Annotated in this window: 23 protein-coding genes and 2 tRNA genes; 6 read left to right on the top strand and 19 right to left on the bottom strand. The window is 41.8% G+C overall.

The window, feature by feature from the left end; translation table 11 throughout:
* Positions 1–48: 48 nt before the first annotated feature.
* Positions 49–123, top strand: a tRNA-Pro gene (locus ACESMA_RS03995).
* A 694-nt stretch (positions 124–817) separates the two neighbouring features.
* On the opposite strand, the gene ACESMA_RS03990 is transcribed toward ACESMA_RS03995, so the two are convergent.
* Both ACESMA_RS03990 and ACESMA_RS03985 read right to left on the bottom strand, forming a co-directional pair.
* A tRNA-Thr gene (locus ACESMA_RS03990) sits at positions 818–893 on the bottom strand.
* Positions 894–903: 10 nt separating this feature from the next.
* Complete coding sequence (locus ACESMA_RS03985) at positions 904–1806, bottom strand: sugar phosphate isomerase/epimerase family protein (RefSeq protein WP_372947476.1); 903 nt, start codon at positions 1804–1806, stop codon at positions 904–906.
* A 120-nt stretch (positions 1807–1926) separates the two neighbouring features.
* Between ACESMA_RS03985 and ACESMA_RS03980 the strand changes: the two genes are divergently transcribed.
* From ACESMA_RS03980 to ACESMA_RS03970, 3 genes are all read left to right on the top strand, one after another.
* On the top strand, positions 1927–2373 hold the full coding sequence (locus tag ACESMA_RS03980) for a peptidylprolyl isomerase (protein ID WP_372947475.1): 447 nt from the start codon (positions 1927–1929) through the stop codon (positions 2371–2373).
* 38 nt (positions 2374–2411) lie between these two features.
* Positions 2412–3125, top strand: coding sequence for a vitamin B12 dependent-methionine synthase activation domain-containing protein (locus ACESMA_RS03975; RefSeq protein ID WP_372947474.1), 714 nt, complete (start codon positions 2412–2414; stop codon positions 3123–3125).
* Between the two features lie 138 nt (positions 3126–3263).
* A complete protein-coding gene (locus ACESMA_RS03970) occupies positions 3264–3620 on the top strand; it encodes a hypothetical protein (RefSeq protein ID WP_372947473.1) in 357 nt (118 codons plus the stop codon).
* Between the two features lie 33 nt (positions 3621–3653).
* On the opposite strand, the gene ACESMA_RS03965 is transcribed toward ACESMA_RS03970, so the two are convergent.
* The 15 genes from ACESMA_RS03965 to ACESMA_RS03895 are packed head-to-tail and all read right to left on the bottom strand — an operon-like array spanning position 3654 to position 20499.
* Positions 3654–4103, bottom strand: coding sequence for a GatB/YqeY domain-containing protein (locus tag ACESMA_RS03965; protein WP_372947472.1), 450 nt, complete (start codon positions 4101–4103; stop codon positions 3654–3656).
* A 12-nt stretch (positions 4104–4115) separates the two neighbouring features.
* The gene (gene ftsZ, locus ACESMA_RS03960) at positions 4116–5507 is read right to left on the bottom strand and encodes a cell division protein FtsZ (RefSeq protein ID WP_372947471.1); all 1392 of its coding nucleotides are present in this window, start codon (positions 5505–5507) and stop codon (positions 4116–4118) included.
* 29 nt (positions 5508–5536) lie between these two features.
* Entirely contained in the window at positions 5537–6841 is a 1305-nt protein-coding gene (gene ftsZ / locus ACESMA_RS03955) for a cell division protein FtsZ (RefSeq protein WP_372947470.1), read from the bottom strand.
* A gap of 11 nt (positions 6842–6852) precedes the next feature.
* Positions 6853–8133, bottom strand: a complete 1281-nt coding sequence (gene ftsA, locus ACESMA_RS03950; RefSeq protein ID WP_372947469.1) for a cell division protein FtsA — start codon at positions 8131–8133, stop codon at positions 6853–6855.
* A 2-nt stretch (positions 8134–8135) separates the two neighbouring features.
* Entirely contained in the window at positions 8136–8885 is a 750-nt protein-coding gene (locus tag ACESMA_RS03945) for a cell division protein FtsQ/DivIB (RefSeq protein ID WP_372947468.1), read from the bottom strand.
* Complete coding sequence (murC, locus tag ACESMA_RS03940) at positions 8885–10270, bottom strand: UDP-N-acetylmuramate--L-alanine ligase (protein ID WP_372947467.1); 1386 nt, start codon at positions 10268–10270, stop codon at positions 8885–8887. The genes ACESMA_RS03945 and murC overlap by 1 nt, the downstream gene beginning before the upstream one ends.
* Complete coding sequence (murG, locus tag ACESMA_RS03935) at positions 10267–11370, bottom strand: undecaprenyldiphospho-muramoylpentapeptide beta-N-acetylglucosaminyltransferase (RefSeq protein ID WP_372947466.1); 1104 nt, start codon at positions 11368–11370, stop codon at positions 10267–10269. Before murG ends, murC begins: the two co-directional genes overlap by 4 nt.
* 1 nt (position 11371) lies before the next feature.
* Positions 11372–12577 carry an FtsW/RodA/SpoVE family cell cycle protein gene (locus ACESMA_RS03930; RefSeq protein ID WP_372947465.1) on the bottom strand — a complete coding sequence of 402 codons (1206 nt, stop codon included), beginning with the start codon at positions 12575–12577 and terminating at the stop codon, positions 11372–11374.
* Positions 12578–13915 carry a UDP-N-acetylmuramoyl-L-alanine--D-glutamate ligase gene (murD, locus tag ACESMA_RS03925; protein ID WP_372947464.1) on the bottom strand — a complete coding sequence of 446 codons (1338 nt, stop codon included), beginning with the start codon at positions 13913–13915 and terminating at the stop codon, positions 12578–12580.
* 17 nt (positions 13916–13932) lie between these two features.
* Complete coding sequence (mraY, locus tag ACESMA_RS03920) at positions 13933–15183, bottom strand: phospho-N-acetylmuramoyl-pentapeptide-transferase (RefSeq protein ID WP_372947463.1); 1251 nt, start codon at positions 15181–15183, stop codon at positions 13933–13935.
* 12 nt (positions 15184–15195) lie between these two features.
* Positions 15196–16653, bottom strand: a complete 1458-nt coding sequence (locus ACESMA_RS03915) for a UDP-N-acetylmuramoyl-L-alanyl-D-glutamate--2,6-diaminopimelate ligase (protein WP_372947462.1) — start codon at positions 16651–16653, stop codon at positions 15196–15198.
* A gap of 2 nt (positions 16654–16655) precedes the next feature.
* Positions 16656–18782, bottom strand: coding sequence for a penicillin-binding protein (locus tag ACESMA_RS03910; RefSeq protein WP_372947461.1), 2127 nt, complete (start codon positions 18780–18782; stop codon positions 16656–16658).
* Positions 18783–18788: 6 nt separating this feature from the next.
* Positions 18789–19136, bottom strand: coding sequence for an FtsL-like putative cell division protein (locus ACESMA_RS03905; RefSeq protein WP_372947460.1), 348 nt, complete (start codon positions 19134–19136; stop codon positions 18789–18791).
* A 1-nt stretch (position 19137) separates the two neighbouring features.
* The gene (gene rsmH, locus ACESMA_RS03900; protein ID WP_372947459.1) at positions 19138–20040 is read right to left on the bottom strand and encodes a 16S rRNA (cytosine(1402)-N(4))-methyltransferase RsmH; all 903 of its coding nucleotides are present in this window, start codon (positions 20038–20040) and stop codon (positions 19138–19140) included.
* Complete coding sequence (locus tag ACESMA_RS03895; RefSeq protein WP_372947458.1) at positions 20041–20499, bottom strand: division/cell wall cluster transcriptional repressor MraZ; 459 nt, start codon at positions 20497–20499, stop codon at positions 20041–20043. It abuts the gene before it with no gap.
* Between the two features lie 362 nt (positions 20500–20861).
* On the opposite strand from ACESMA_RS03895, the gene ACESMA_RS03890 reads away from it, so the two are divergent.
* Together ACESMA_RS03890 and ACESMA_RS03885 are read left to right on the top strand one after the other, a co-directional pair.
* Entirely contained in the window at positions 20862–21716 is an 855-nt protein-coding gene (locus ACESMA_RS03890; protein ID WP_372947457.1) for a 1-acyl-sn-glycerol-3-phosphate acyltransferase, read from the top strand.
* Between the two features lie 69 nt (positions 21717–21785).
* The gene (locus ACESMA_RS03885) at positions 21786–22745 is read left to right on the top strand and encodes a GNAT family N-acetyltransferase (RefSeq protein ID WP_372947456.1); all 960 of its coding nucleotides are present in this window, start codon (positions 21786–21788) and stop codon (positions 22743–22745) included.
* Positions 22746–22759: 14 nt separating this feature from the next.
* Here the strand turns inward: ACESMA_RS03885 and ACESMA_RS03880 are convergent, their stop codons facing one another.
* Both ACESMA_RS03880 and ACESMA_RS03875 read right to left on the bottom strand, forming a co-directional pair.
* Entirely contained in the window at positions 22760–23923 is a 1164-nt protein-coding gene (locus ACESMA_RS03880) for a sigma-54-dependent transcriptional regulator (protein WP_372947455.1), read from the bottom strand.
* A 105-nt stretch (positions 23924–24028) separates the two neighbouring features.
* A complete protein-coding gene (locus ACESMA_RS03875) occupies positions 24029–25225 on the bottom strand; it encodes a YeeE/YedE thiosulfate transporter family protein (RefSeq protein ID WP_372947454.1) in 1197 nt (398 codons plus the stop codon).
* Between the last annotated feature and the right edge of the window lie 3 nt (positions 25226–25228).

Genomic DNA, 25228 nt, shown 5'->3' with positions numbered 1-25228 from the left:
TAACCGTACCGGGGGTTCGAATCCCCCCCTCACCGCTTTAAATAATTTCGGGGTATAGCGCAGTCCGGTTAGCGCACCTGCTTTGGGAGCAGGGGGTCGTAGGTTCGAATCCTACTACCCCGACGAAAACAAAAAAAAGCCGTTGTAAATCAAGTATTTACAACGGCTTTTTTATTAATGTTTTAAAAAGTGGTAAAAAAATTATTTCCTAATAACATTATAAATCACTTATTTACTTCATTGCAAATTCCATTCTGTAGGATTAAATCAAAAATAGTGGTACGGCATATTTGAAGAGAATTCTATTTTTTTTAGTGAGGAACATGCTTTTTATCAACTGTTTAGTGATGTTAGTATTCCTGATGAAATTGGCCATTTTTCTCAATTCTGAAAAAAATGAAATTCTGAGGTATTTATTTAGACTGGGTACAGTACATCGAAAAACCATCACAAATAATAATATTGATAATTTCCATGATTAAGCTATAAAAATTGAAAAAGTACAGGTATAGTTTTTATCTGATTGCGCTTTTCTAAAAACAAACAACACATATAAATCGTACTTCCCATAAACAAATTTTAATAGTTGTTAAATTACCATTTTTTGAAGATTTTCAAAAGTACAAATTGATGTAATAATGTTCAATCTATCAGCGTTTTAGTGAACCTCTGGTGAGTTATTTTGATTTTTTAAAAAATACTCCCGAATTACTCACCTGAATATCGGGGAATACGGTAAATTTCAGGGTTGCCTTAAAACAAGAAATGCCTGAAACTCATTGATTTCAAGCATTTCTGTAAATTTTGGTTGTTAAAATGGAGCCTCTCATGGGACTCGAACCCACGACCTGCTCATTACGAATGAGCTGCTCTGCCAACTGAGCTAAAGAGGCTTTGTTATATTTATAATTTTGACTGGGCGTTGGTAATCATTTCTTCCCAAACCTGACGTTGTTCTTTTAATGCAGCAACTTTGTCTGCCGGGTCAGTTCGGCATTCGAGTAAAATCCAGCCGTTGTAATCCATTTTCACAAATAAATCCATCAATTGCTGATACGGATAATCTCCAATATTCAGTTCCCTGACGTGGCAAATATCGCCAAACCTGTCTTTCACAAGGTTGAAGTTGTATTCCAATCCTTGCCCGTCCAAATCCTGGTCGTTGCTGTTCCAGCAAACTGTTGCGCCATTATTTTCAACATAATCCATTATAGTTTTTATGTTTGGCAACTGTTGAGTTTCGCTGCCGTGAACTTCCAAGCGAATGAGTTGCCCCATATCCAAAGCATATTTACCCAGTTCATTTAAAGCTTTGCCAATCTGCTCCAGAGTTTTTTCTTTCGGAACACCGTCGGGCAATGCATTGGGTTTTACTTTTACTCCCGAGCCGCCAATATCTTTACTCAATTGAAGCCACTTTTTGGTCGTATCAATTGATTCTTTCAGTTTTTGAGGGTCAGGATGATGGTAATCCTGGTTCGTTCCCATTCCAACTATTTCAACCGCACTTCCGGCAAACTGCTTTTTCACCTCTTCGCGTTCGGCTTTAGTCAAATCAAGTGTAACTCCATGGGCGTGTTCAACCCGAAGTTCAACCCCGGGAATATTTGCTTCAGTACAATTTTTAATGATGGTGGGAATATCCCAGTCTTTTGCCCAAAGGTACGTAACCAATCCCAATTTCATTCCAGATCCCGGAATTCGTGAATTGCAGGACATTAAGCTGCCGGGCAGAAGTGCAGCACTTCCCAAAAGGGAAATATTCCTGATAAAATTTCTTCTGGTTTGTTCTGTTAATTCGCGCATAGTTCAATAGATTTTAAATTAAAATATTCGTCTAAAGATATCAATTCGCAATTTATACTGCAACCATCCGGACAAAAATATCCGGGATTTTTATACTTTTGCGCCGTAATAATTAAAAAGATGACAAAGACTACAAAAGCAAACATCATTACCGATAAAGGTGCAATGAAGGTTGAGTTTTACGATGCAGATGCACCAGGAACTGTGGCCAATTTCGTGAAACTTTCAAAAGAAGGATTTTACGACGGCCTTACTTTTCACAGGGTAATTCCAAATTTTGTAATTCAGGGTGGCTGCCCCGACGGAACCGGAGCCGGCGGACCAGGTTATACTATTCCGTGCGAAACAAACGGCAATAACCAGTACCACGACCGCGGTGTTCTTTCCATGGCGCACGCAGGAAAAAATACAGGAGGTTCGCAGTTTTTTATTTGCCATAACCGCGATAATACAAAACACCTCGACGGACATCACACCTGCTTTGGAAAAGTGGTGGAAGGTCTGGATGTTATAGATTCCATTCGTGCCGGAGATGTAATTGAAAAAATTGAAATTATTGAAGGATAAAAATCCTTGAACCCGGTTTGAAAAACCAATAAATTCTAATGACTAAAATCTTTCAATTTCAATATAAAGATATTAATGTTCTTTCCGAAGAAATTGAAGAGTTTATGGGATTTGAACCGGGACAGTCGCCGGAACCTTTTTCAGAATTGATTGAACAGGCTTTGCAAGTGGCTCCTGAACACTGCAAAATAACAGGAGCTTTTAAAATTTTCACCGAAATTGATGTTCATCCACAAAACGATACCATTCAAATTGAAAACCAGTTATTTTCTCCAGGGAAAATTGTAGTAACTCAGCTGAAGGAGGCCACCCAATTAGCCCTTTTTGTTTGTACTGCCGGAGCAGGAATTTCTGAGTTTTCGAAACAAAAAACTGCCGAAGGCGATGAAATGATGGCCTATGTGCTGGATGTTGTAGGGTCGGTGACAGTTGACAAGGCCGCCGGAAAATTGCAGAAAAAAATTTTAGAGGAAGTTAGGCTGTCCGGATTCAACATTACCGATCCGTTTTCGCCGGGTTATTGTAACTGGAGTGTAGCCGAGCAACATAAGCTTTTTTCTCTTTTACCCTCCCAAATTTGCGGAATTACACTTTCAGATTCTGCATTAATGCACCCCATAAAATCGGTGAGCGGAATAACAGGCCTTGGAAAAAACTGTAAACAAATGGGTTATCAATGCAATTGGTGTACCGATCGCGACTGTTTCGTTGGAAAAATCAAGCGCCGGAAAAATTCAAAAAAAAATCTTTGAACAGTTGGAAATATCAAAAGGATACTATTTATTTGCTGTGATTATATTTGAAGTGAATACAAACCAGGCAAACCAAAAATACGTAGCTTGCTGATAAAATTTGAAAGTGCAAAAAAAAAGAATTTAAAATTTTGAATTATGGCGCCTAACAAACCAAGGGTAATAAAGGATTACAACAAACTCGACAAAGATCTCCAGGAGCAAATTAAGTTTGTTTATTCCGACGGATTTGCAGATCACCTCATCCATTTTTTCGATAAACACGGAATTAAGGTAACGGCACTGCCTTTTGAAACCGAAGATAAATATTACATGCTCAGGATGACTGAAAATGAAGCCATTCAGATTGTTGATGAAGACGACGATTATGATGATGACGGTTTCCTGAAAGACGAAGTTAAACAGGATTACGAAGACAAATACGCCGACCTGGATCATGTTGCCGACCAGATTTCAGACGACGATGAGGACAACGGCGACGAATTTGATGATTAATAATCACCCGGGATAAACCGGGTGACCGAATACCTAAGCCAGCAATTCTTTTACTTTGGCAGCAATCTCTGATCCTTCTGCTTTTCCTGCAAGTTCTTTCGAGGCCAACCCCATCACTTTTCCCATATCTTTCATTGTGGTAGCCCCAGTTTTTTCAATAATCGATTTTACTATTTTAGTAATCTCTTCGTCCGAAAGTTTTTCGGGAAGGTACGTTTCGTAAACTGCAACCTGGGCCATTTCCTGATTGTACAATTCTTCGCGGTTCTGTTCTTTGTAAATAATGGCAGAATCGGTGCCTTGTTTGGCCAGTTTGGCAATTATTTTCAACGACTCATCATCGGTTAATTCCGAGCCGGCGCCTTTGGCTGCGCGGGCTTCAATCATAACCTTTTTAATGTTGCGTAAGGCTTCCAGTTTCTCTTTCTCGCGGGCTTTCATAGCCGCTTTTAAGTCTTCGTTAATCTGTTCAAAAAGTGACATAATTTTCCGTTTTTAATCTACCTGCCCGTGAAGGTACGAATTTTTATCGGTCAGTTTGTTTTCGCTGTTTACCGAATAGCTGGAGAATTTTTTTTTATACTTCGGATCATTCATACGCAACTGCCTGCGTTTATATGCCGGAATATTTTCCAGTTCATCCAGATCCTCGTCAGACGCCGACGAAAAATCCATTTTAGTATTGTCGGAGCTGTTTTTCCGTTCTTTTATGGTTTTCGGGTAAAGTACCTCAAATTCCAAATCATCATCGTTGTTTTCATCAGAACCGGAAAAGCTGAACGTTTTTTGATCTGATTTAGCTGATTCTTTTTCTGAAATAAAACCTGAAGGTTCATTTTTTTCCTTTACTGAAGCATCAACATTTAGCTGGTGGGTTTCTTTTTCCATTTTCCGTTCACCAGTAATTTCAGCAATTGAACTTTTACCGAATCCGGTGGCAATCAAGGTTACAGAAATTTCTTCTCCAAGACTCTCGTCTTTTCCGTTTCCCCAAATTAAATCTGCTTCGAAACCAGCTTTATTTTGCAGGTAATCAGTAATTTTACCTACTTCATCCATGGTTACTTCATGCGTTCCGGATGTGATGTTTAGCAGAATATTTTTTGCTCCGCGAATGTCGTTGTTATTCAGTAAAGGAGAATTCAGCGCCTGTTCAACAGCTTCAGTTGCCCGATCTGTTCCGCTGGCAACACCGGTTCCCATCAATGCCAGACCGCTTTTTCGCATCACGGTTTCCACATCGGCAAAATCTACATTAATATAACCGGGAACTGTAATAATTTCGGCAATACCTTTGGCTGCGGTTGCCAGCACATTATCAGCTTTTGAAAAGGCTTCTGAAATACCAAAATCGCCGTACATTTCGCGAATGCGTTCATTATTAATAACGAGCAATGCATCCACGTGATTTTCAAGTTCTGCAATCCCGTCAATGGCCTGTTTTATGCGGCGTTTACCTTCATTTCTGAACGGAATGGTAACAATTCCCACGGTTAAAAAACCAAGGGCACTGCAAGCTTCGGCCAGTACCGGAGCCCCGCCAGTGCCTGTTCCTCCGCCCATTCCGGCAGTAACAAACACCATTTTTGTGTTGTTGGCAAGGGCATTTTTTACGTCCTCAATGTTTTCCAGGGCTGCCTGTTTCCCAACTTCAGGGCGGTTTCCAGCGCCACGGCCTTCAGTAAGCGCCGATCCCAACTGAACTTTAATGGGCACCGGACTGGCTTCCAACGCCTGAGCATCGGTATTGCAAATAACGAAATCCACATCACGGATTCCCTGCTTGTACATATGATTTAAAGCGTTTCCTCCTCCGCCACCTACTCCAATTACTTTTATTGCTGCACCTGCGGTTTCCGAAAAATTAAAATTTGCTAAATTATCCATTATATCGTTGTCTTTTCAGGTTAAATTTTCTACCCTTCAATTGATTGATCTTCATCGTCGAACAAACGACTTAATCCAAAATTTTTATAAAACCAGTTGTCAATATTTCCCTGGTTAACAGTATCTTTCTTCTTTTTCTTTTTGTCTTTCTTTTTTTGTTGAAACGAATTCCTACCCCACCTGCCACTTTCCTTTTTCTGTTCTTCCCGTTCAGGGTTATTTTGCTTTTTTGAATTTTCAAAATGGGCTTCCACCAGCATCTCTTCGGGTTCAGGTTCCAGCTCAATTTCCAATTCATCAGTTGCTGCTGAATTTTCCAGGTTGTATTTTTCAGGCTCTTCCCTGGGTTGCAGCAACTGGTTCGGATTGGTTTTGAATCCGGTGGCCAGAATGGTTACACTAACCTTTTCGCCCAGATTTTCGTCGTACCCGTTACCCCAAATAATATCGGCCTCCTGCCCTGCCCTTTCCTGCAGAGTTTCAATAATTTCTCCAATTTCACCAATGGTAATTTCTTCTTTCCCAGAAATAATATTGAGCAAAATATTTTTTGTGCCATAAATATCATTGCTATCGAGCAAAGGCGATTCCAGTGCATCATTCACGGCTTTCATGGCGCGGCCTTCGCCTGTTGCAAGGCCGGTTCCCATAATAAAAACCTTGCTATTGTGCATCACAGTATAAACATCGGTAAAATCTATATTTACATTTCCGTGCAGGGTAATGATTTCGGCCACGCCCTTTACCGCAGTTGCCACAATATTATCGGCCATTTTAAATGCCTGGCGTGCCGGCAAATCTCCAAAAATATTATGAAGCCGTTGGTTACTCACCACCAGCATACTGTCCACGTATTCACCCAGTTTTTTTATTCCTTCCATAGCCTGGCCAAACCGCTTTTTCCCTTCAGCTGGCGATGGAACGGTAACCACTGCAATGGTCAGAATATCGAGTTCGCGGGCCAGACTGGCAATTACGGGAGCCGCACCGGTACCGGTTCCACCTCCCATTCCGGCTGTTATGAAAAGCATTTTAGTGCTATCTTTCAGGGCATTCTTTATGTCTTCGTAATTCTCGCGAGCAGCTTCTTCGCCCATCTGAGGCATGTTGCCGGCTCCTCTTCCTTCGGTTAGCGTAACTCCCAACTGAATTTTCACAGGCACCGGGCTGTTCTCCAATGCCTGAGAATCGGTGTTGCAAATAATAAATTCGACACCGGCAATTCCTTCCTCAAACATATGATTGACCGCGTTGCAGCCACCTCCACCCACTCCAATTACTTTAATAATTGAAGAAGAAGATTTTGGAAATTGAAAATTTACTAATTCGGTCATATCGTTTTTATTTAATTGAATGCCACATCCTCATCGTCGTCCATATAATCGATTACACCCTGCACAACTCCTTTAATCCAGGGAGTTAAACGGCCTTCCTTTTTCTGTTTCTCTTTTTTTATTTTTGGTTTAGGTGCCGGTTCTTCCTTCTCAAGTGCCATTTTCAATAATCCAAGTGCCGTGAGATAATCTGTATCAGCAAAATCTTTTGTTTTGTTTGCCGGTCTGATTACCGGAAATGCAAGCCGCGCATCCATTCCGGTGCGGAATTTCACCAGCGAAACCAGGTTATTCAAACCTGCAGTTCCGCCTGAAATTACAATTCCTGAACCCAGTTGATCGGCAATACCCGATTTTTCAATCTGAAAATATACACTGTCAATAATCTCTTCCATGCGGGCCTGAATGATAAACGCCAGACTTTTAAACGAAATTTCTTTGGGTTCCCATCCGTTGTGTCCGGGAATAGTAACCACTTTCCGTTCATCGGCAAAATCGCCCAACGCCTGTCCATACTGAACTTTTAACTGTTCGGCCCATTTGGGAAGAATGGAGCACCCTTCCTTAATATCTTGAGTAACTACATTTCCGCCAAAGGGAATAACCGCGCTATGTATCATTATCCCCTCGTGAAAAACGGCTAGTTTTGTGGTTCCTGCGCCAATATCAAGCAAAATAGCTCCAAGTTCTTTTTCATCTTCAGTTAAGGCAGCTTCGGCAGCAGCTATCGGAGCCAGTGTAACTTCCCCCAGTTCAACCCCAAGTTTATCTAAAACCCGGTTGAAATTTGCAATGTAAACTTCAGGTACTGCCATCAGTTTAAAGGTAGCTTCTATTTTCCGGCCAATTGCCCCAACAGGATTTAGTTCGGCTGGTTCATCATCTACAATAAACGATTGCGGAATAATGTGAAGAATCCTGAAATCTTCATCCAACCCCATGTTTTTTGCTTCGCGAAACAATTCATCTACATCGGTCTGGGTAACCATTCCCTCGCCCGAAGTCAGTCGTGAATTTTTAAATTCAAAAATTTTTATGGGTTGCCCGGCATACGCGAGGTCAACTTTTTTAATTTTTCCATCTACCTGTTGCAGAATTTCTTCCAGAAGCTGCTCAACCGAATTTGCAGCTTCATCAATATTTAGCACAACACCACGTTTTATTCCTTTGGAGGGTAACTTTGTGGCAGCCAAAATCTCTATTTTACCCTCTTCGTTTTTAATTCCGGCAAATGCTGCCAGTTTTGAAGTGCCCACATCAATAACCACTGAAAAATTTGATTTAGAAGCCATATCTATTTCTTTTTTGCTATTACCTGATTTTTGTATTTCACACTGATCGTCTGGTATTTATCCCAGTTATTTCTCACCAACACCTGTTCGTAAAATACTTTCATGTTCCGTAACTTTTCCTGGCAGTTTTCCATATTTCCAAGCTCAATAAGATGGTCTCCCACCAGTGGAGTTAACACCACATTGCCGTCCTGTTCTACATAAACCTGTTCAATCTGAGCTTTCCAGAACGGATTTTCCTCCAAATACATTGCAAAAGGAAGCAGTTGTTCTTTTGCAAAATCTTCTGAAAAATACCCGGAGGCCACCAGCACATTTGCCGTGTAACTTGACGAAATTGGAATTTGTTCCCCCGTTTTGTCGAGATAATATGTCCCTGACGAAGACATGATGCGAAGAACTGGTTCGCGATGTTTTACCCGGACACCAAGAATTCCTTTAAAAGATGTGCTGTCTTTTGCCACCACTTTAAACACCTCGGCATTTAAAATGGCCTGGTGTTTTTCAATTTCTTTCTCAATCAGTTCAGCATTTATTGCCCGAAGCTCTTTTCCAACCAGCTCATTATCCGCAGCATCAATCAACCGTGCAACTTCCTCCCTGCTGGTTTTTATTAGTTCATCTTCGCTGAATTCAATTTCGATATTGCGACAGGTAACATGACGGTTTTCCCGCATAGAAAAACCCAGCGTGACAACAATAAACGCTGTCAGCAAAATGTAACCTGTTAATTTCAAAATTTTCCGCAACATCAGTTTTTATTTTTTAAAACTTCAATTATTTGTTCTCCAATTCCATCAATATCGCCGGCACCCATGGTAAGCACAACATCAGTTTCACGGTTTTCCAACAGCTCCGGAACCTCACTTTTTTCAACCAGAAATTTATTTTCGTTTTTCATTTTACCGAAAATCAAATCGGAAGAAACTCCTTTGATGGGCTCTTCCCTGGCAGGGTAAATCGGTACCAGAACAGCTCCGTCGAGTAAATCGAGGCTTTCAGCAAATTCACTGGCAAAGTCGCGTGTTCGTGAATAGAGGTGAGGTTGAAAAATTCCAGTAACCTTACGGTCCGGGTACAACGCTTTTACCGAACTAATCACTGCTTTCAATTCTTCCGGATGGTGCGCATAATCGTCAATGTAAATTTGCCTTTCACTTTTAAATTTTACATCGAAACGGCGCAAAACACCCTGGTAATTTTCAAGACCCGATTTGATTTCGTCGACTGAAACTCCTGCCAGAAAAGCCAGTGCTGAGGCAGCCACAGCGTTTTCCACATTTATCAGCCCGGGATAATTCAATTTGCATTGGGAAATTATTCCATCGGGTGTTTTCAAATCGAAACAATAAAAACCTCCCTCATTGTTTAAATGAAGATTAATCGTGGTAAAATCGGCTTTTTCGGTGAGTGCATAGCTAAAAATTTCAGCTTGTGTTTTAGATGTATTCAGTTCCACACCTTTTTTCAGAACCAGTTTGCCACCTGGCTTAATTTGGGAAATAAATTGCTCAAATGACTCCGTAATTTTTCCCTTATCGCCGTAAATATCAAGATGATCTGCATCAATTGAAGTAATCAGTGCCAGTTGTGGTTTTAAATGTAAAAACGACCGGTCGTATTCATCGGCTTCGGCTACAATCCACGGCGAATTTTCGGGAGGCAGCAGCAAATTACTTCCAAAATTTTTGGAGATTCCACCCAAAAAAGCACCGCAGCCAGCTTTTGATTTACTTAAAATAGTTGCAGTCATGGTACTTACCGTAGTTTTTCCGTGAGTACCCGAAACAGCAATACAACTTTTTTCGTTACAAACCAATCCCAGTACTTTGGCACGTTTCATCAACCAAATGGGCTTTTCCTTACACCAGTTGAGTTGTTTATGGTCTTCAGGCAGCGCCGGAGTATAAACTGCCAATGTTTCAACCGGATTCCATTTAGATGGGATAAACCGGATATCGTCCTCAAAATGCACATCAATCCCTTCAGACTGAAGGGCATTGGTAAGCGCGGTAGGCGTTCGGTCGTAACCGGCAACATTCCTGCCCGAATGTTTAAAATACCGGGCCAGCGCACTCATCCCAATCCCTCCGATTCCGAGGAAATAAACATTTTTTATTTTTTGAAGGCTGTTCATCTTTTCAATAATTTTTCAACTTCATCAACAATTTGTCCCGTTGCATTTGGCCGGGCGAGTTTTTTAATATTCTCCGAAAGCTTTTTACACGCTTCTTTATCGTTTATCAACCGAATAGCTTCGGGCAATAATTTTGCATCAATTTCATTGTCAGGAATTAAAACGGCAGCGTCTTTTTCGGCCAATGCTTGTGCATTTTTGGTCTGGTGGTCTTCTGCTACATTGGGCGACGGAACTAAAACAGCCGGTTTTCCAACCAGACATAATTCGGAAATGGTTCCAGCTCCGGCCCGGGAAATTACAACACCTGCAGCGGCATAAGCCAAATCCATTCGCGACAAAAATTCATGAATATGCAGGTTTTCCGGCGTGGCATCTTTCATTTTATCCAGAATTTCCTGGTAATAAATGGAGCCCGTTTGCCAGATTACTTCCACATCTGATTGTGCAATGAGTGAAATATTTTTCAGAACGGCATTATTCACCGAACGGGCGCCAAGACTACCGCCAACAATTAAAATCACCTTTCCCGGATTTTTCAACCCAAAATATTCAATGGCTTCCTGTTTGTTGTCAATCTTGGTTAATAGAGTTTCCCGCACCGGGTTTCCGGTGAGCACAATTTTTTCGTTGGGAAAATAGCGTTCCATTTTTTCGTATGCCACGCAAATGACGTTTGCCTTTTTCGCCAAAAGTTTATTTGTAATTCCGGCGTATGAATTTTGTTCCTGAATAAGTGTTGGAATGCCTTTTTTTGCAGATGCCCGAAGCAGGGGGCCGCTTGCAAAACCTCCTACTCCGATGGCAATCTGCGGCTTAAATTGATTGATTATTTTTTTGGCCAGCCTGTTGCTTTTCATCAGGCGAACCACAAAAGTGAGCATTTTCATACCTGGTTTGCGCGGAAAGCCGGTAACCGGCAAGCCAATTATTTTGTAACCGGCAGCCGGAACTTTTTCCATTTCCATACGTCCCTGTGCGCCTACAAACAAAATTTCGGCATGGGGATATCGTTTGCCAATTTCATTTGCAATGGCCAGGGCCGGAAAAATATGTCCACCTGTGCCTCCTCCGCTTATTATAACACGTTCTAATTTCATTCTATTTATTTATCTCATAATCGTCGTCAGGCAAAGCCACCTGAATCGGCGGTTTTTGAATATCACGATTCACCTGATTTTGATAGCTTACACTCAAAATACAGCCAAAAGCCACTGAAGTAAAAAGCAGCGATGTTCCTCCCAAACTCACCCAGGGCAACGGCTGGCCGGTAACCGGAAGTACACCGGTTGAAACACCAATGTTTATCATGGCCTGAAACACCAGCAACATAGTCAACCCTGTCACAAGAAATGCCGGAAAGGTTCGGGTGGCCCTTCGCACAATCACCACCGCCCGGAAAAAGAATATAAGGTAAAGGAACATCACAACAATGCCCGCAATAAGTCCATATTCTTCTACTATAATGGCGAAAATAAAATCGTTATAGGCCGCGGCCATGTAATTACTTACATCTGAGTTGCCGGGCCCTTTTCCTAAAATTCCGCCCTCGTAAATAGCCAGTTTGGCATAATCGGCCTGGGTAATTCCTTTTTCTGCATTGGGGTCGCCGTTAATAAACCGGTCTATTCTTCCCTTTACCGTGTGCATTCGTGTTGGAGCCGATGGAAACTGATCGGCCAGGAAATAAGTTGCCACTACTATTCCCACACCCACAGCAATTACAAAAAATAAATATTTTAAATGAACGCGCCCCACAAACAACATGGTTAAAATGGTGGCAAAAAGCAGGGCAGCAGTTGAAAAGTTGGAAACGAAAATTAATCCGCAAACTACAATGGTGTGTACGATAATTATATAAAATGCTTTTTTGAGTTCGTCTTTTGATTTTTGGTTTTTCCCTAAAACTTTGGCAGAAAACATAATAAGGGAAATTTTTGCCAACTCGGAAGGCTGAAACGAAATAAAACCAATATCGAGGGTACGTCCGCTGCCGCTTGACATTCCGGCAAACTGCATGGCAACTGAAACCAAAAGTAAACCAATACTCAGGTAAACCAATAAGTTAGATAAGATGGAATAAATTTTAACCGAAAGAAAATTGACCATAACAAGCATGAGTCCCAATCCGGCTCCCAGGAAAAAGATTTGCCGGACAAGAAAATGCATGGTATTCCCGGACGCCTGCCGGTAGGCTAATGCACCGGTTGAGCTGTAAACAATTAACAGCGACAGCAGCGAGAGTAACAACAGCAACACCCAAATAACACGGTCGCCCCTGAATATTTTCGACTGAACCAAATTCATTTACAAATTCCTCACTTGTTCTTTAAACTGATTTCCACGGTCTTCGTAATTATCGAATAAATCGAAGCTGGCACATGCCGGCGAAAGCAAAACGGTATCGCCATTTCGCGCCAGGTAATAGGCCGCTTTTACAGCCTCTTCCATACTTGATGCATCCACCACGTTTTTCAAAACTTTGTCGAACGCAGCATGAAGTTTTGAGTTGTCTTTTCCCAGACAAACTATGGCCTTCACTTTCTCCTTAACCAGCGGTTTGAGCATAGTGTAATCGTTTCCTTTATCGATTCCACCGGCAATCCAAACAATTGATTTTGGAATGCTTTCGAGCGCATACCAAGTTGAATTGACGTTGGTGGCTTTCGAGTCGTTTACGAACTCAATCCCGTGAACTCTTAAAAACCGCTCCAACCGGTGTTCAACGCCATGAAAACCAGACAGGCATTCACGAAGCTGCTCATTTCGAATTTGAAATACCATACTCGCAATGCCTGCTGCCATGGAGTTGTAGGTGTTGTGTTTTCCTGATAATGATAAATCCAGAATAGACATGCTGAATTGTTTTTGGTTAAAATTTATAATCAATTTCTCTTTTGAAAGCCCTGCCCCCGGATTGGCCGGTTCCTTTAATGTGAATGGAATACAGGCGGGTTTTATCTCTTTTTTGGCTATTTCAGTTTGAATAACCTCGTCGTCGGCGCAAAAAATGAAATAGTCGTTTTCCCTTTGGTTTTGAATGATGCGGAATTTAGAATCGGTATAATCCTGCATATTATAATTGTAGCGATCGAGGTGATCAGGTGTAATGTTGAGCAGCACAGCCACATCGGCTCTGAAATCGTACATGCCGTCGAGTTGAAAGCTGCTGAGTTCAATCACGTAAACATCGTGATTTTCTTCAGCTACCTGCCAGGCAAAACTTTTTCCCACGTTTCCGGCCAGACCAACATTAAGTCCGGCTTTCTCCAGAATATAATGTGTGAGTAGCGTGGTGGTGGTTTTCCCGTTGCTTCCGGTAATACAAATGGTTTTTGCATCGGTATATCTTCTGGCAAATTCAATTTCCGAAATCACCGGAATATCTTTTTCTTTTAACTTCAGAATTAGCGGAGCTGTATCCGGAATTCCCGGGCTTTTCACCACAATCTCCGCCTCCAAAATTTTTTCTTCGGAATGTTTCCCCTCTTCAAAGTCAATGTTATATTTTGAAAGGACTTCCTTGTACTTATCCTTTATTTTCCCAAAATCGGAAACAAAAACGGCATACCCCTGCTTTTGCGCCAGGATGGCTGAACCAACCCCGCTTTCGCCTGCACCTAATATGACTAATTTGTTTCTCAAATTCAACTATTTAAATGTTATCTGATTTTTAATGTTACCACGGTTAAAACCGCCAGAATGATACCCACAATCCAAAACCGGGCAACGATTTTGGCTTCGTGCATCCCTTTTTTCTGGTAATGATGATGGATGGGACTCATTAAAAATACACGGCGGCCTGCGCCAAATTTTCGTTTGGTATATTTGAACCACATCACCTGAATTACCACCGATAAATTTTCGATGAGAAAAATTCCTCCCAAAAGCGGAATCAAAATTTCCTTTCGGATAATGACCGAAAAAACAGCCAGAATGCCGCCAAGCGCAAGACTCCCGGTATCGCCCATAAAAACCTGAGCCGGAAACGAATTGTACCACAGAAAACCTACGGTTGCCCCGATAAACGCAGCCACAAAAATGGTAAGTTCACCCACATGCGGAATGTACATGATATTGAGGTAATCGGAATAAATAACGTTACCGCTCACATAAGCCAAAACACCCAACGTGGCGCCGCTTATTGCAGAAGTGCCTGTGGCCAGACCATCGAGTCCGTCAGTCAAATTAACCGCATTTGAAACGGCTGTAATAATTAAAATAATGGCCAGTGCGTAAACAGCCCACTTCAGCCATGATGCGGCATCGCCTGCCCAGGCAACCAGCCAGGCGTAATCGAATTCATTCTTTTTTACGAAGGGAATGGTGGTTTTTGTGGATTTCACGTCTTCAGTTACAAACATCATTTTTTGCTGTCCGGTTTCAGGGTCCACAACTATTTCACGCAAATCACTTCCTGAAGGATTTTGAACATTTTCGCGAACCATAACATCGTCGCTCAGGAATAAAGTTGCTGCAACAAAAAGCCCCAGAAAAACCTGCCCTAAAATTTTGAACTTGCCTGCCAATCCTTTTTTGTTTTTCAGGAAAACTTTGATGTAATCGTCTATAAAACCGATTAGCCCTAAAAATGCTGTGGTAATCAGCATCAGTAAAATGTAAATATTATCGAGGCGCGCAAAAAGCAAAGTGGGCACAATTATGGCAAAAAGAATAATCAGTCCACCCATGGTTGGCGTTCCTTTTTTTTGCACCTGGCCTTCCAGTCCCAAATCGCGCACTTCTTCACCAATCTGCTTTTTCTGCAAAATGCGAATCATTTTTTTCCCGAAAGCAGTGGTGATAAAAAGCGCTAAAATAACTGCCGCCCCCGACCTGAACGAAATGTACTGAAACATTCCTATTCCGGGGATATTGGATTCTGCAAGCCAGTCGTACAAATAATAAAGCATACCTTTTCGTTTTTAATCGTCCATGCCAAAACATTTCTTCACTTCTTCCACGTCATCGAAATGATGTTTCACGCCGTTCACTTCCTGGTAATTTTCGTGGCCTTTCCCTGCAATCAGAATAATATCGCCGGGTTGAGCCAGCAAAACCGCAGTTTTAATGGCTTCACGCCGGTTTTCAATGGAAACCACTTTGTTTTTCCATTCTTGTTCCACACCGGCTTCCATGTCACGAATAATTTGCGCCGGTTCTTCGGTGCGTGGATTATCGGAAGTGAGAATAACCTTATCGCTGCCCAAAATAGCTTCCTGCGCCATTTCGGGCCGTTTGGTTTTATCGCGGTCGCCGCCGGCGCCCACAACGGTAATAACCTGTTCATTTCCGGTGCGAATTCCACCGATGGCAGTCAATACATTTTTCAGAGCGTCAGGCGTGTGGGCATAATCCACAATGGCCAGTTTTCCATCCACACTTCTGATGGTTTCAAACCTTCCTTTTACAGGTTCCAGGTTGCTAATGTGGGTTAAAACTTCATTGGAATCCTGACCCAGGTTCAATGCCGTAGCATAAACAGCCAGCAGGTTCGATGCATTAAATTTCCCTACAAACCGTGTCCAGACTTCCTGTCCGTCAAGGTTCAGCAACATTCCGTTAAAATGGGTTTCCATCACTTTGCAACGAAAATCGGCCATGGCCCTGTTCGAGTATGTGATTTTCCGGGCTTTGGTATTCTGAACCATAATCAGCCCGTTTTTATCGTCGATGTTGGTTAATGCAAAAGCTGTTGCCGGCAGCACATCGAAAAACCGTTGTTTTGCTTTAATATATTCTGCAAATGTTTTGTGGTAATCGAGGTGGTCGTGGGTAATATTTGTAAAAACCCCGCCGGCAAATTCAATTCCTGCAATGCGTTGTTGATGAACCGCATGCGAACTCACTTCCATAAAACAAAATTCGCAGCCGGCATCTTCCATTTTTGCCAGCAACTGTTGAATTTTCAACGCATCTGGCGTGGTATGCGAAGCCGTTTCTTCGGTTTCATTAATCTTGTATGAAATAGTGGAAATCAGTCCGGCATTATACCCCAATTCCCGGAACAACCTGAAAAGAAGCGTAGCAATGCTCGTTTTTCCGTTAGTTCCCGTAACGCCAACCACTTTCATTTTTTGGGAAGGATTTCCGTAAAAAACTGAAGCAATTTGACCGGTGGTTTGCATGGAGTCAGAAACTTTGATTATTGCTATATTTTGAGGTAATTCAGAAGGAAACTCTTCGCAAACAACTGCAGCAGCGCCATTATCAATCGCTTTTTGAATAAACTGATGGCCGTCGGTATGTAATCCTTTTTGCGCGATAAAAAGCGTTCCCGGTTTTACTTTTCGGGAATCGAATTCAACCGCTTTGATTTCAGGGTTTTCTTCACCCCTGATTTCTGTATAATTAATATGTTTTATAAGCTCTTTCAGTTTCATTTTCAACCCAGTGTTAAATAAACAATTGCCCCTCGTGCAAAACCCGAACCGGGAGGTATTGATTGTGTTTTTACTTTGCCCACTCCTTTAATTTTTACCTTCAATCCGGCGTTTTCAAGCGTAAAAATGGCATCGCTCGCACCCATTCCCCGAACATCAGGAACTCTTCCTTCCTGAATTTCAATCTCATCGAGCACCAAACCCTCACCAACTTTTTTAGCAATTGCCAAAGTTGTTCCCGGTTTTCCTGAAACATTGGGAATTTTGAGGTCGTGAGCAATACGGATAATATTTTCAGATTTCCCTTTTTCCTCTTCCGGGAACACAGGGTTTACAGGTATTTCAGGTTCTTCCTCCTCTGTTTCTTCAAACATATTTCTCACGGCAAAAACCCGCTCGGCAATTTCCTTAAAAACAGGACCAGCAACCGAACCACCGTAATAAGCGCCACCCCTTGGATTATTGACAGTTACAACAAGAGAATACTTTGGATCATCAGCCGGAAAATATCCTGCAAAAGAAGCAAGATACATTCCTTTCTGATAACCGGTCTGACCTGTTGAAACCTGGGCTGTACCGGTTTTCCCGGCAATTTTAAACCATGGGTTTTGCAGCGATTTACCTGTTCCGTTTTCGCAAACTCCCTCCAGTAATTTTTGTGCTTTCCCAATTGTTTCGCGCGTGGTAATCATCGGATTCAGCACCTCGGTTTTAAATTGTTTTATTAAAACTCCGTTGTCTCTGATTTCACGCACCAACCGGGGTTTTACCATTCGCCCGTTGTTGGCAACGGCATTATAAAATGTAAGTACCTGTAAAGGTGTCATTTTCGACTCATATCCGTACGACATCCAGGCAAGGGTTGTTCCCCACCAGTCAGAATCACCCGGATATTTAAAAAATGGTTTTCCTTCGCCTTTTATTTCCACTCCAAGTGGTTTGTTCAGTCCAAATCCATAAATGCGGTCCACAAAATTTCTGGGGTTACTTTCGTAAGCAGCTGTAATAATTTTAGCAACTCCAACATTTGATGATTTTTCGAAAATCTGTTTTACAGTCATTTCTCCATGTCCGCCATACCTGTAATCGCTGTCGTAAATAGTACGGTCGCGGTATTTCCAAACACCGCTGCCGGTATCATAAACATCGCTGGTGTCAACCAACCCATCTTCCATGGCAGCCATTAACGAAATCAATTTGAATGTTGAGCCCGGTTCGTAATTTCCTGCATGCCCAAGTGCATAATTGTAATTTTCGGTATATCCGCCATTTTCCCTTCCCAAATTTGCAATGGCCTTAATTTCGCCAGTCTGAACTTCCATCAGAATGGCGGTTCCCCAGTCGGCATCGTGCTTCTCGAGGGTACGTAGCAAAGCACTTTCAGTAATATCCTGTAATTTTACATTGATGGTGGTAATAATATCCATCCCATCCTCCGGTTCAATTTCAGTTCGGGTAACCCACCTGCCCGAAAGATTTTCGCGATAGCTGATTCCTTCTTTTCCTTTCAGGTATTGTTCGTAAGCTCCTTCCAAGCCGGTGTAACCAATGTTTCCGTGCACGCCTCCGTATGCGCCTTTGTTCAGGTCGCCAATGGTACGAAATGCAAGCGAACCAAGCGGTGTAACGCGCTGGTTTTCCTGTTCTATAATCATTCCGCCACCAAACCGGCCACGGCGAAGAATGGGAAATTTTTTAATTTGCTGAAGTTCCTGGTAATCCACTTTTCGGGGTGTGAGCATCAACCCCCGGTTGCCGTTTTTGTAAGCTGCATTCAGTCTTGTGTTGTAATCCTGGCGGGAAGCATCTTTAAAAAAGCTGGAAAGGTACCAGGCCAGGGAATCACTTTCGGCACTGTAAACCCGCCTTACTCCTTCTGCGGCCAGATCGATGCGCACATAATAACCAGGTACCGAAGTAGCCAGCACACTTCCGTCGTCGGCACAAATGTTTCCGCGGTTGGGTTCAACTAACAGGGTGTTCTCCTTAAGGTTTTTGGCTATTTGTTCCCACCGTTCATTTTTTATTTGCTGAACAGAAATCATTTTAAAAATGACCACCACACCAAATATCAGTAGGAAAAAATAGACAATGGCGATTCGTGATACTATTGATTTTCTGATTTCCACTCTGTTTTATTTTTTTGGTACAACAATTTTTTGCGGCGGACGAACCGGTTCTTCCAAGCCAAGCCCGGATTCTTCAACTTTTTCAATCACTTCCGACGGCCGGCTGGCATCCATCAAACGGGCCGAAAGTGTAATCGATTCAGAGCGCAATTCGTCAAGTGTGTCCTGCACTACTTCAATTTGGCGAATGGTGCGTTCAGACCAGTTGCGGTTTGTAATGAGCACCAAAGCGAAAAATGCAAGCAACCCTAAAAACGGAAGTTGTTTTGTAAACCGCTCGTCGGTAAGGATGGTGCCGCCCAAAAACGACTTCATCCCTGGTTTTCTTTTGCTATTTTTCGTCTTTTCAGTCATATCAAACTTTTTCTGCTATGCGTAATTTTGCGCTGCGTGCGCGTACATTTTTTTCAATTTCTTCAGGCTGAGGAATGATTACTTTTCTGTTAATCAATTTGAACGGGCTTTGTACATTTCCATAAAAATCTTTTTCCACTCTCCCCTCAAAATTCCCCGCTTTCATAAAATTTTTACACAAACGGTCTTCAAGGCTGTGGTAGGTAATTACAGCCAGTCTTCCACCCGGTTTTAGTACTTCAAGAGCAGCTTCCAAAAATTCTTTCAGTGCTTCCATTTCATCGTTCACCTCAATGCGCAGCGCCTGAAAAACCTGCGCCAGGTATTTGTTTTCAATGGCTCGGGGAGCACATTTCGATGCAATTTCTTTTAACTGTCCGGTGGTTTGAAAAGGTTGGTGGTTTCTGAAATTGATAATTTCGGACACCAAACGTCGGGCATTTTTTATTTCGCCATACATTTTAAAAATGAACACCAGTTGATCTTCGCCGTAACTGTTCAGTAAGCCGGCTGCATCAACGGCTGATTTCCGGTTCATTCGCATGTCCAGCTTGTCATCGAACCGGAATGAAAATCCCCGTTCCGCCACATCAAAATCGTGCGACGACACCCCCAAATCGGCAAAAACAGAGTTCACTTTTTGAACATCGTAATACCGAAGGAAATTTTTGAGGTACCTGAAGTTATGCCTGATAAAAAAAAACCGGTCGTCATGTATCACATTTCCGGCCGCATCCTCATCCTGATCAAAGGCAAACAACCTTCCGTTGCCCAATTGATTGAGAATAAGACGGGAATGACCTCCCCCACCAAAAGTGGCATCGACAACCTGCGCCCCTGAAAACAGATTCAATCCATGAATGCTTTCTGAAGGCATAACCGGTATATGATACAGGTTTGTCATTTATTCTGCCGTTTTTTGTTTTCTTTTCTCCTTGAACCGTTGTGCAAATGTTGATTTATCCATCCGCTGGCTTTGGTAAACATCCACATCCCAAATGCGAATGGAAAGGCCCATTCCAATCAGCCGGGCATTTTTTTTCAACTTGCTGTACCCGAGGTATTCAGCAGGAATATTGATTCGCCCGTTGGCCGCCATGCCCACTTTAATAAAGTTTTCGTAAAAAAACTGAAGGAATTCATCGTCTTCTTCATCGAAAGGATCGAGTGTACTTTTAAAAGCTTCCACGCGGTCTTTCCAAAAGCGCTCAGGGTAAATATCCAGACAGTCTTTAAACAGATTTCGCTCAATAACAAGTGGTTCCAGGGCCATATCGCCCATCTCCTTCTTGAAGGCCGACGGTAGCACAATGCGCCCTTTGTCGTCGATGGTTGCGTTATATGTTCCTGTGAATTCTGTCATTTCGTTCAGCAAGTTTTTTTATTACCGGTAAAAGTAAGAATTTATTCCAAAACATTCCACTTTATTCCACTTTATTCCACCACATTACAGTTCTGTTTTGTTGAAAAATTGTTGATGACCTGTTTATAAAATCTTCAAAATGTATCCACCACATAAATCAACGAACACATTTTCAGCAAATTATTTTCAACATGTATTTTTTCAACAAACGTTAATAACTCGAAAAACCTTGTTCAAAGCGGTTAAAAAGAAATACTTAAACTCAGGTTTTAGCTCAACCAAAAAATATTTTTATGGTAAAAGCTTCAAATGTTTCCCGAATCGTTTTATTTTGTACCTGAATTTTATTGATTTGAAGTGAAATGACAGATGAAGAGGGAAAAATTGTTCCATTCAAACCTATAGATATTCGTGAGGTATTTGCCTCTAAAAGTCCGGGGCTGGCTCGTTTAATACCTGGCTTTGTTTACCGGTACTTTAACCGGATTATGCACATCGATTTTGTGAATGACCTACTGGAGCAAAACGGTCACCTGAAAGGAGTTGCTTTTATCAACAAGGTTGTTGAAGAATTCAATGTAAAACTTTACCTTCATGGCCTGGAAAACGTACCGGATTCGGGCAAATTCATTTTCGCCAGCAACCATCCACTGGGTGGTTTCGATGGTATGCTTTTGCTTAAAACTGTGGATGAAAAATTAGGGAAACCCCGATTTTTATCCAATGATATTCTAATGAATATTCCACAATTAAAACCGCTTTTTATACCGGTAAACAAACATGGCGGGCACAGTCGTGAGGTTGCCCGAATTCTCTCCGAAGCCTATCTTTCCGATGTTCAGATTCTGATTTTCCCTTCAGGATTGGCCTCCAGAAAAATAAAAGGAAAAATTACAGATTTGGAATGGAAGAAACATTTCATTACAAAAGCTATTCAGTATAAACGTGATGTTATTCCGGTATTTGTCAGCGGGCGGAACAGCAACCGTTTTTACCGTATTGCCAACATCAGAAAATTTCTGAAAATAAAATGGAACCTTGAAATGTTTTTTCTGCCCGATGAAACCATGAGACATCAGAATACCGATGTACACATTTATTTTGGAAAGCCCATTCCCTGGACAGTATTCAACAGAACCAAAACACACCAGCAATGGGCAGAGTGGGTAAAAGAAAAAGTTTATCAATTGCCCGTTCGTGTTGAAATTACAAATTAATAGGCCGTTCAATATCACCGTTCATCAATTTTGTTAATTTTGCACACCGTTTCATTTAAATTATAACTAATGAAAGAAATTGTTGCACCACTTCCGAAGGAACAGATCATAGCCGAACTGACACCCAATAAGATGCTGCGCAAAACCAACAAAGGTGGAAATGAAATTTATGTGATTTCACATCACGATTCGCCTGCTTTAATGCATGAAATAGGGCGTTTACGAGAGATTACCTTTAGAGATGCTGGTGGAGGTACCGGAAAGGAAACGGATATTGACAACTTCGACATTTCAGATAATCCATATAAACAATTAATTGTTTGGGACCCGGACGCCCGGGAAATTTTGGGCGGGTACCGTTATATCCTGTGTTCGGAAGCGCCAGTTGACGAAAATGGTGAAATACAAATGGCTACATCAAGGCTTTTTAATTTGTCTGAACGGTTTATTAAAGAATTTCTTCCGCACACACTGGAACTGGGACGCTCTTTTGTTCAACCAGCTTATCAATCGAGCAAGGCTGGGGCCAAAGCCCTATTTGCGCTCGATAATCTTTGGGACGGGTTGGGCGCATTGACCGTCGATCATTCTGAAATCAAATATTTTTTCGGAAAAGTAACTATGTATCAGCACTTTCACAGCATTGCCCGAAATCTGATTCAATATTTTTTCAAGAAATACTTCCGTGACAAAGAAAACCTGGTCTATCCGAAAAACCCGGTGGAATTTGATTACGACGAAAATGAAATGAATGCTCTTTTTACCGGGAATGACTATAAAGAAGATTACAGAATTCTTGTGCAGTCTGTTCGCCAGTTTGGTGAGAATGTTCCGCCACTTATAAATGCCTACATGAACCTGTCACCCTCGATGAAAACTTTTGGCACAGCCATGAATGAAAAGTTTGGCGGTGTTTTGGAAACAGGCATCATTGTTACCATTAAAGATATTTACGAAGTAAAATACGACCGTCATATTGAAACGTACATTCAGGACAAGGAAAATGATGAATGGGAAACTCCTGAATAGCCTAAATTAAAATTCTACTTCAGGGGTGCAGCAAATTTCTGAACATCTTCGCCCGTAATTTGCCTGTCGCATAAAATAATAAGCCGCTCAATCACATTTCGAAATTCGCGGATATTGCCAGTCCAGGTTATTTTTTGCAGTTCTTTAATTGCATCGTCAGTAACCGTTTTTTCGGGCATGCCATATTCATTGCAAATAAGGGTTACAAAATGATTGGCGAGCAGAGGAATGTCTTCCAAACGTTCGTTCAGCGAAGGTACATGAATTAATATTACACTTAAGCGGTGGTATAAATCTTCCCGAAACCTTCCTTTTTCAATCTCGTCTGAAATGTTTTTGTTGGTAGCAGCCACCACACGCACATCCACTTTAATGTGCTTGTCGCCACCAACCCGTGTAATAACGTTTTCCTGCAGGGCACGCAGCACTTTAGCCTGAGCCGAAAGACTCATATCCCCAATTTCGTCGAGAAAAAGGGTTCCTTTATTGGCCTGTTCAAATTTTCCTATCCTTTGTTTTACTGCCGAGGTAAACGAACCTTTCTCGTGGCCAAACAATTCACTTTCAATCAGTTCAGATGGGATTGCCGCACAGTTTACTTCCACAAAAGGGCCCGAAGCACGGTTGCTCTGATCGTGAATGCGCCGGGCAACAAGTTCTTTTCCTGTACCGTTGGCGCCGGTAATTAAAACACGCGCATCTGTTGGTGCCACACGATCGGCCATTTCTGTCACCTTTTTTATTGCCTTCGAGTCCCCTATAATTTCAAATTTCTTGCTGACTTTCTTTTTCAGAATTTTGGTTTCATTCACCAAAGTTGATTTGTCCATGGCATTGCGGATAGTAATCAGCAACCGGTTTAAATCCAGTGGTTTTTCAATAAAATCGTAGGCGCCTTTTTTAATAGATTCCACCGCAGTATCAATATTTCCGTGCCCAGAAATCATCACCACTGGCGAATCGGGCGCCATAATATTCAGTTGTTCCAGTACTTCGATGCCATCCATCCCGGGCATTTTAATATCACACAGAATAATATCGTACTCGGTTTGCTTCACCATTTCGAGGCCCTTTTTACCGTCTTCGGCCAAATCGACCTCGTATTTTTCGTATTCCAGAATATCTTTTAATGTATTTCGAATGCTGCGTTCGTCGTCGATAACAAGAATTTTTGACATACTCCTCAATTTTTATAAACCACAAAAGTACCGAAAAAGAAACAAAAAAAGCTGCTCACGGCTAAAACCGAATGAGCAGCTTTTTTTATTTCCGTTAAAATTGGTTCAGCAGCCACCTTTTACCTGAACCACTTCGCGTTTAACCGGAGCGCCAATATTTTTCAGCGCTTCAACCAGATTATCCATTTTTCGGGCAGATTCGGTGCGAAAAACATAAGCCTGCAATTCGTTTTTGGGCGCTTCGGGTGGTGGCGCTTTAGCCAGATAAAACATTTTCTGAAATTCACCGGCACTTTCGCGCATAATCAAATTTTCTGAATTGCCAATATATTTTGCCTTCAAACAAGCCATACGAACCAACGTGTCGCCGTCGGCATAAAAAACGTTGGTTTTAATCCGTTGCCTGAAAAGCGGTTCATACTGCCGCTCCATCATATTTTCAAAAGGAATATTGATGGCCATGGGCAAGTGAAATTTTTCAAACTCTTCGGGCGAACGAACATCAATTATATTTAACGCATAATAATGATTTACAATTTCGTCGGCTAGTTTATCGGCGGGAATTTCTTTAAACACACAGATTTGCTGGCGTTTGGCCTCGGCAATCCGCATGTTTATAATATCCTGTTTGCCGGGTAAAAAAGCAACCACTGCAAGCACAACAAAAACTGATGCTGCTGCCAGTGCATAACGATTTCTTTTTGCCGGTTCAATTTTCGATTCGCGGTTATTCACTTTATTTTCGATAAACCAGGTGGCTACAAAAGCTCCAACAGCAATAAAAGCCAGCAAAAATCCAAATGTAATGTTTGACATTCCCAGATAATCGGAAATACGAAGCATTCCCATATTATTGGCATTGTAAAGGTTTTCAACCAAAGGAAAAGATTCTATAAATCCCCATACACCCAGAATGGCTCCAAAAACGAAAGCCAGCGCATCGAGCTTGCCTATGGCCAGAGCACAAACACTGGTTCCCGGGCAAAAACCTCCAATAATAAATCCGGCGCCCATAATCACTCCGCCTAAAAGTGCCGATTTCAGGAATGTGGGATTCACATAAATGACACTCAAATCGAGTATTCCGTAATGCCCCATTAAAAGCACACCGGCCATGGCTGTAATTCCGGCAGTGAAAAATACACGCAATACGGTAAAATCGTAGCCATAAAAAAGGCCAACCAGTTTTTTTGTAGACGAGAAACCGGCTTGTTCGAGAATAAATCCAAAGGCGATGCCTAAAAAGAAAGCAATTACCAAACTAAATTCTTCACTTATAATAAAAGGTACTAATGGTCCCATTTT

The organism is Mariniphaga sp. (assembly GCF_041687215.1).
Lineage (GTDB): Bacteria > Bacteroidota > Bacteroidia > Bacteroidales > Prolixibacteraceae > Mariniphaga.
This window is presented reverse-complemented; position numbering and strand designations above follow the sequence as displayed.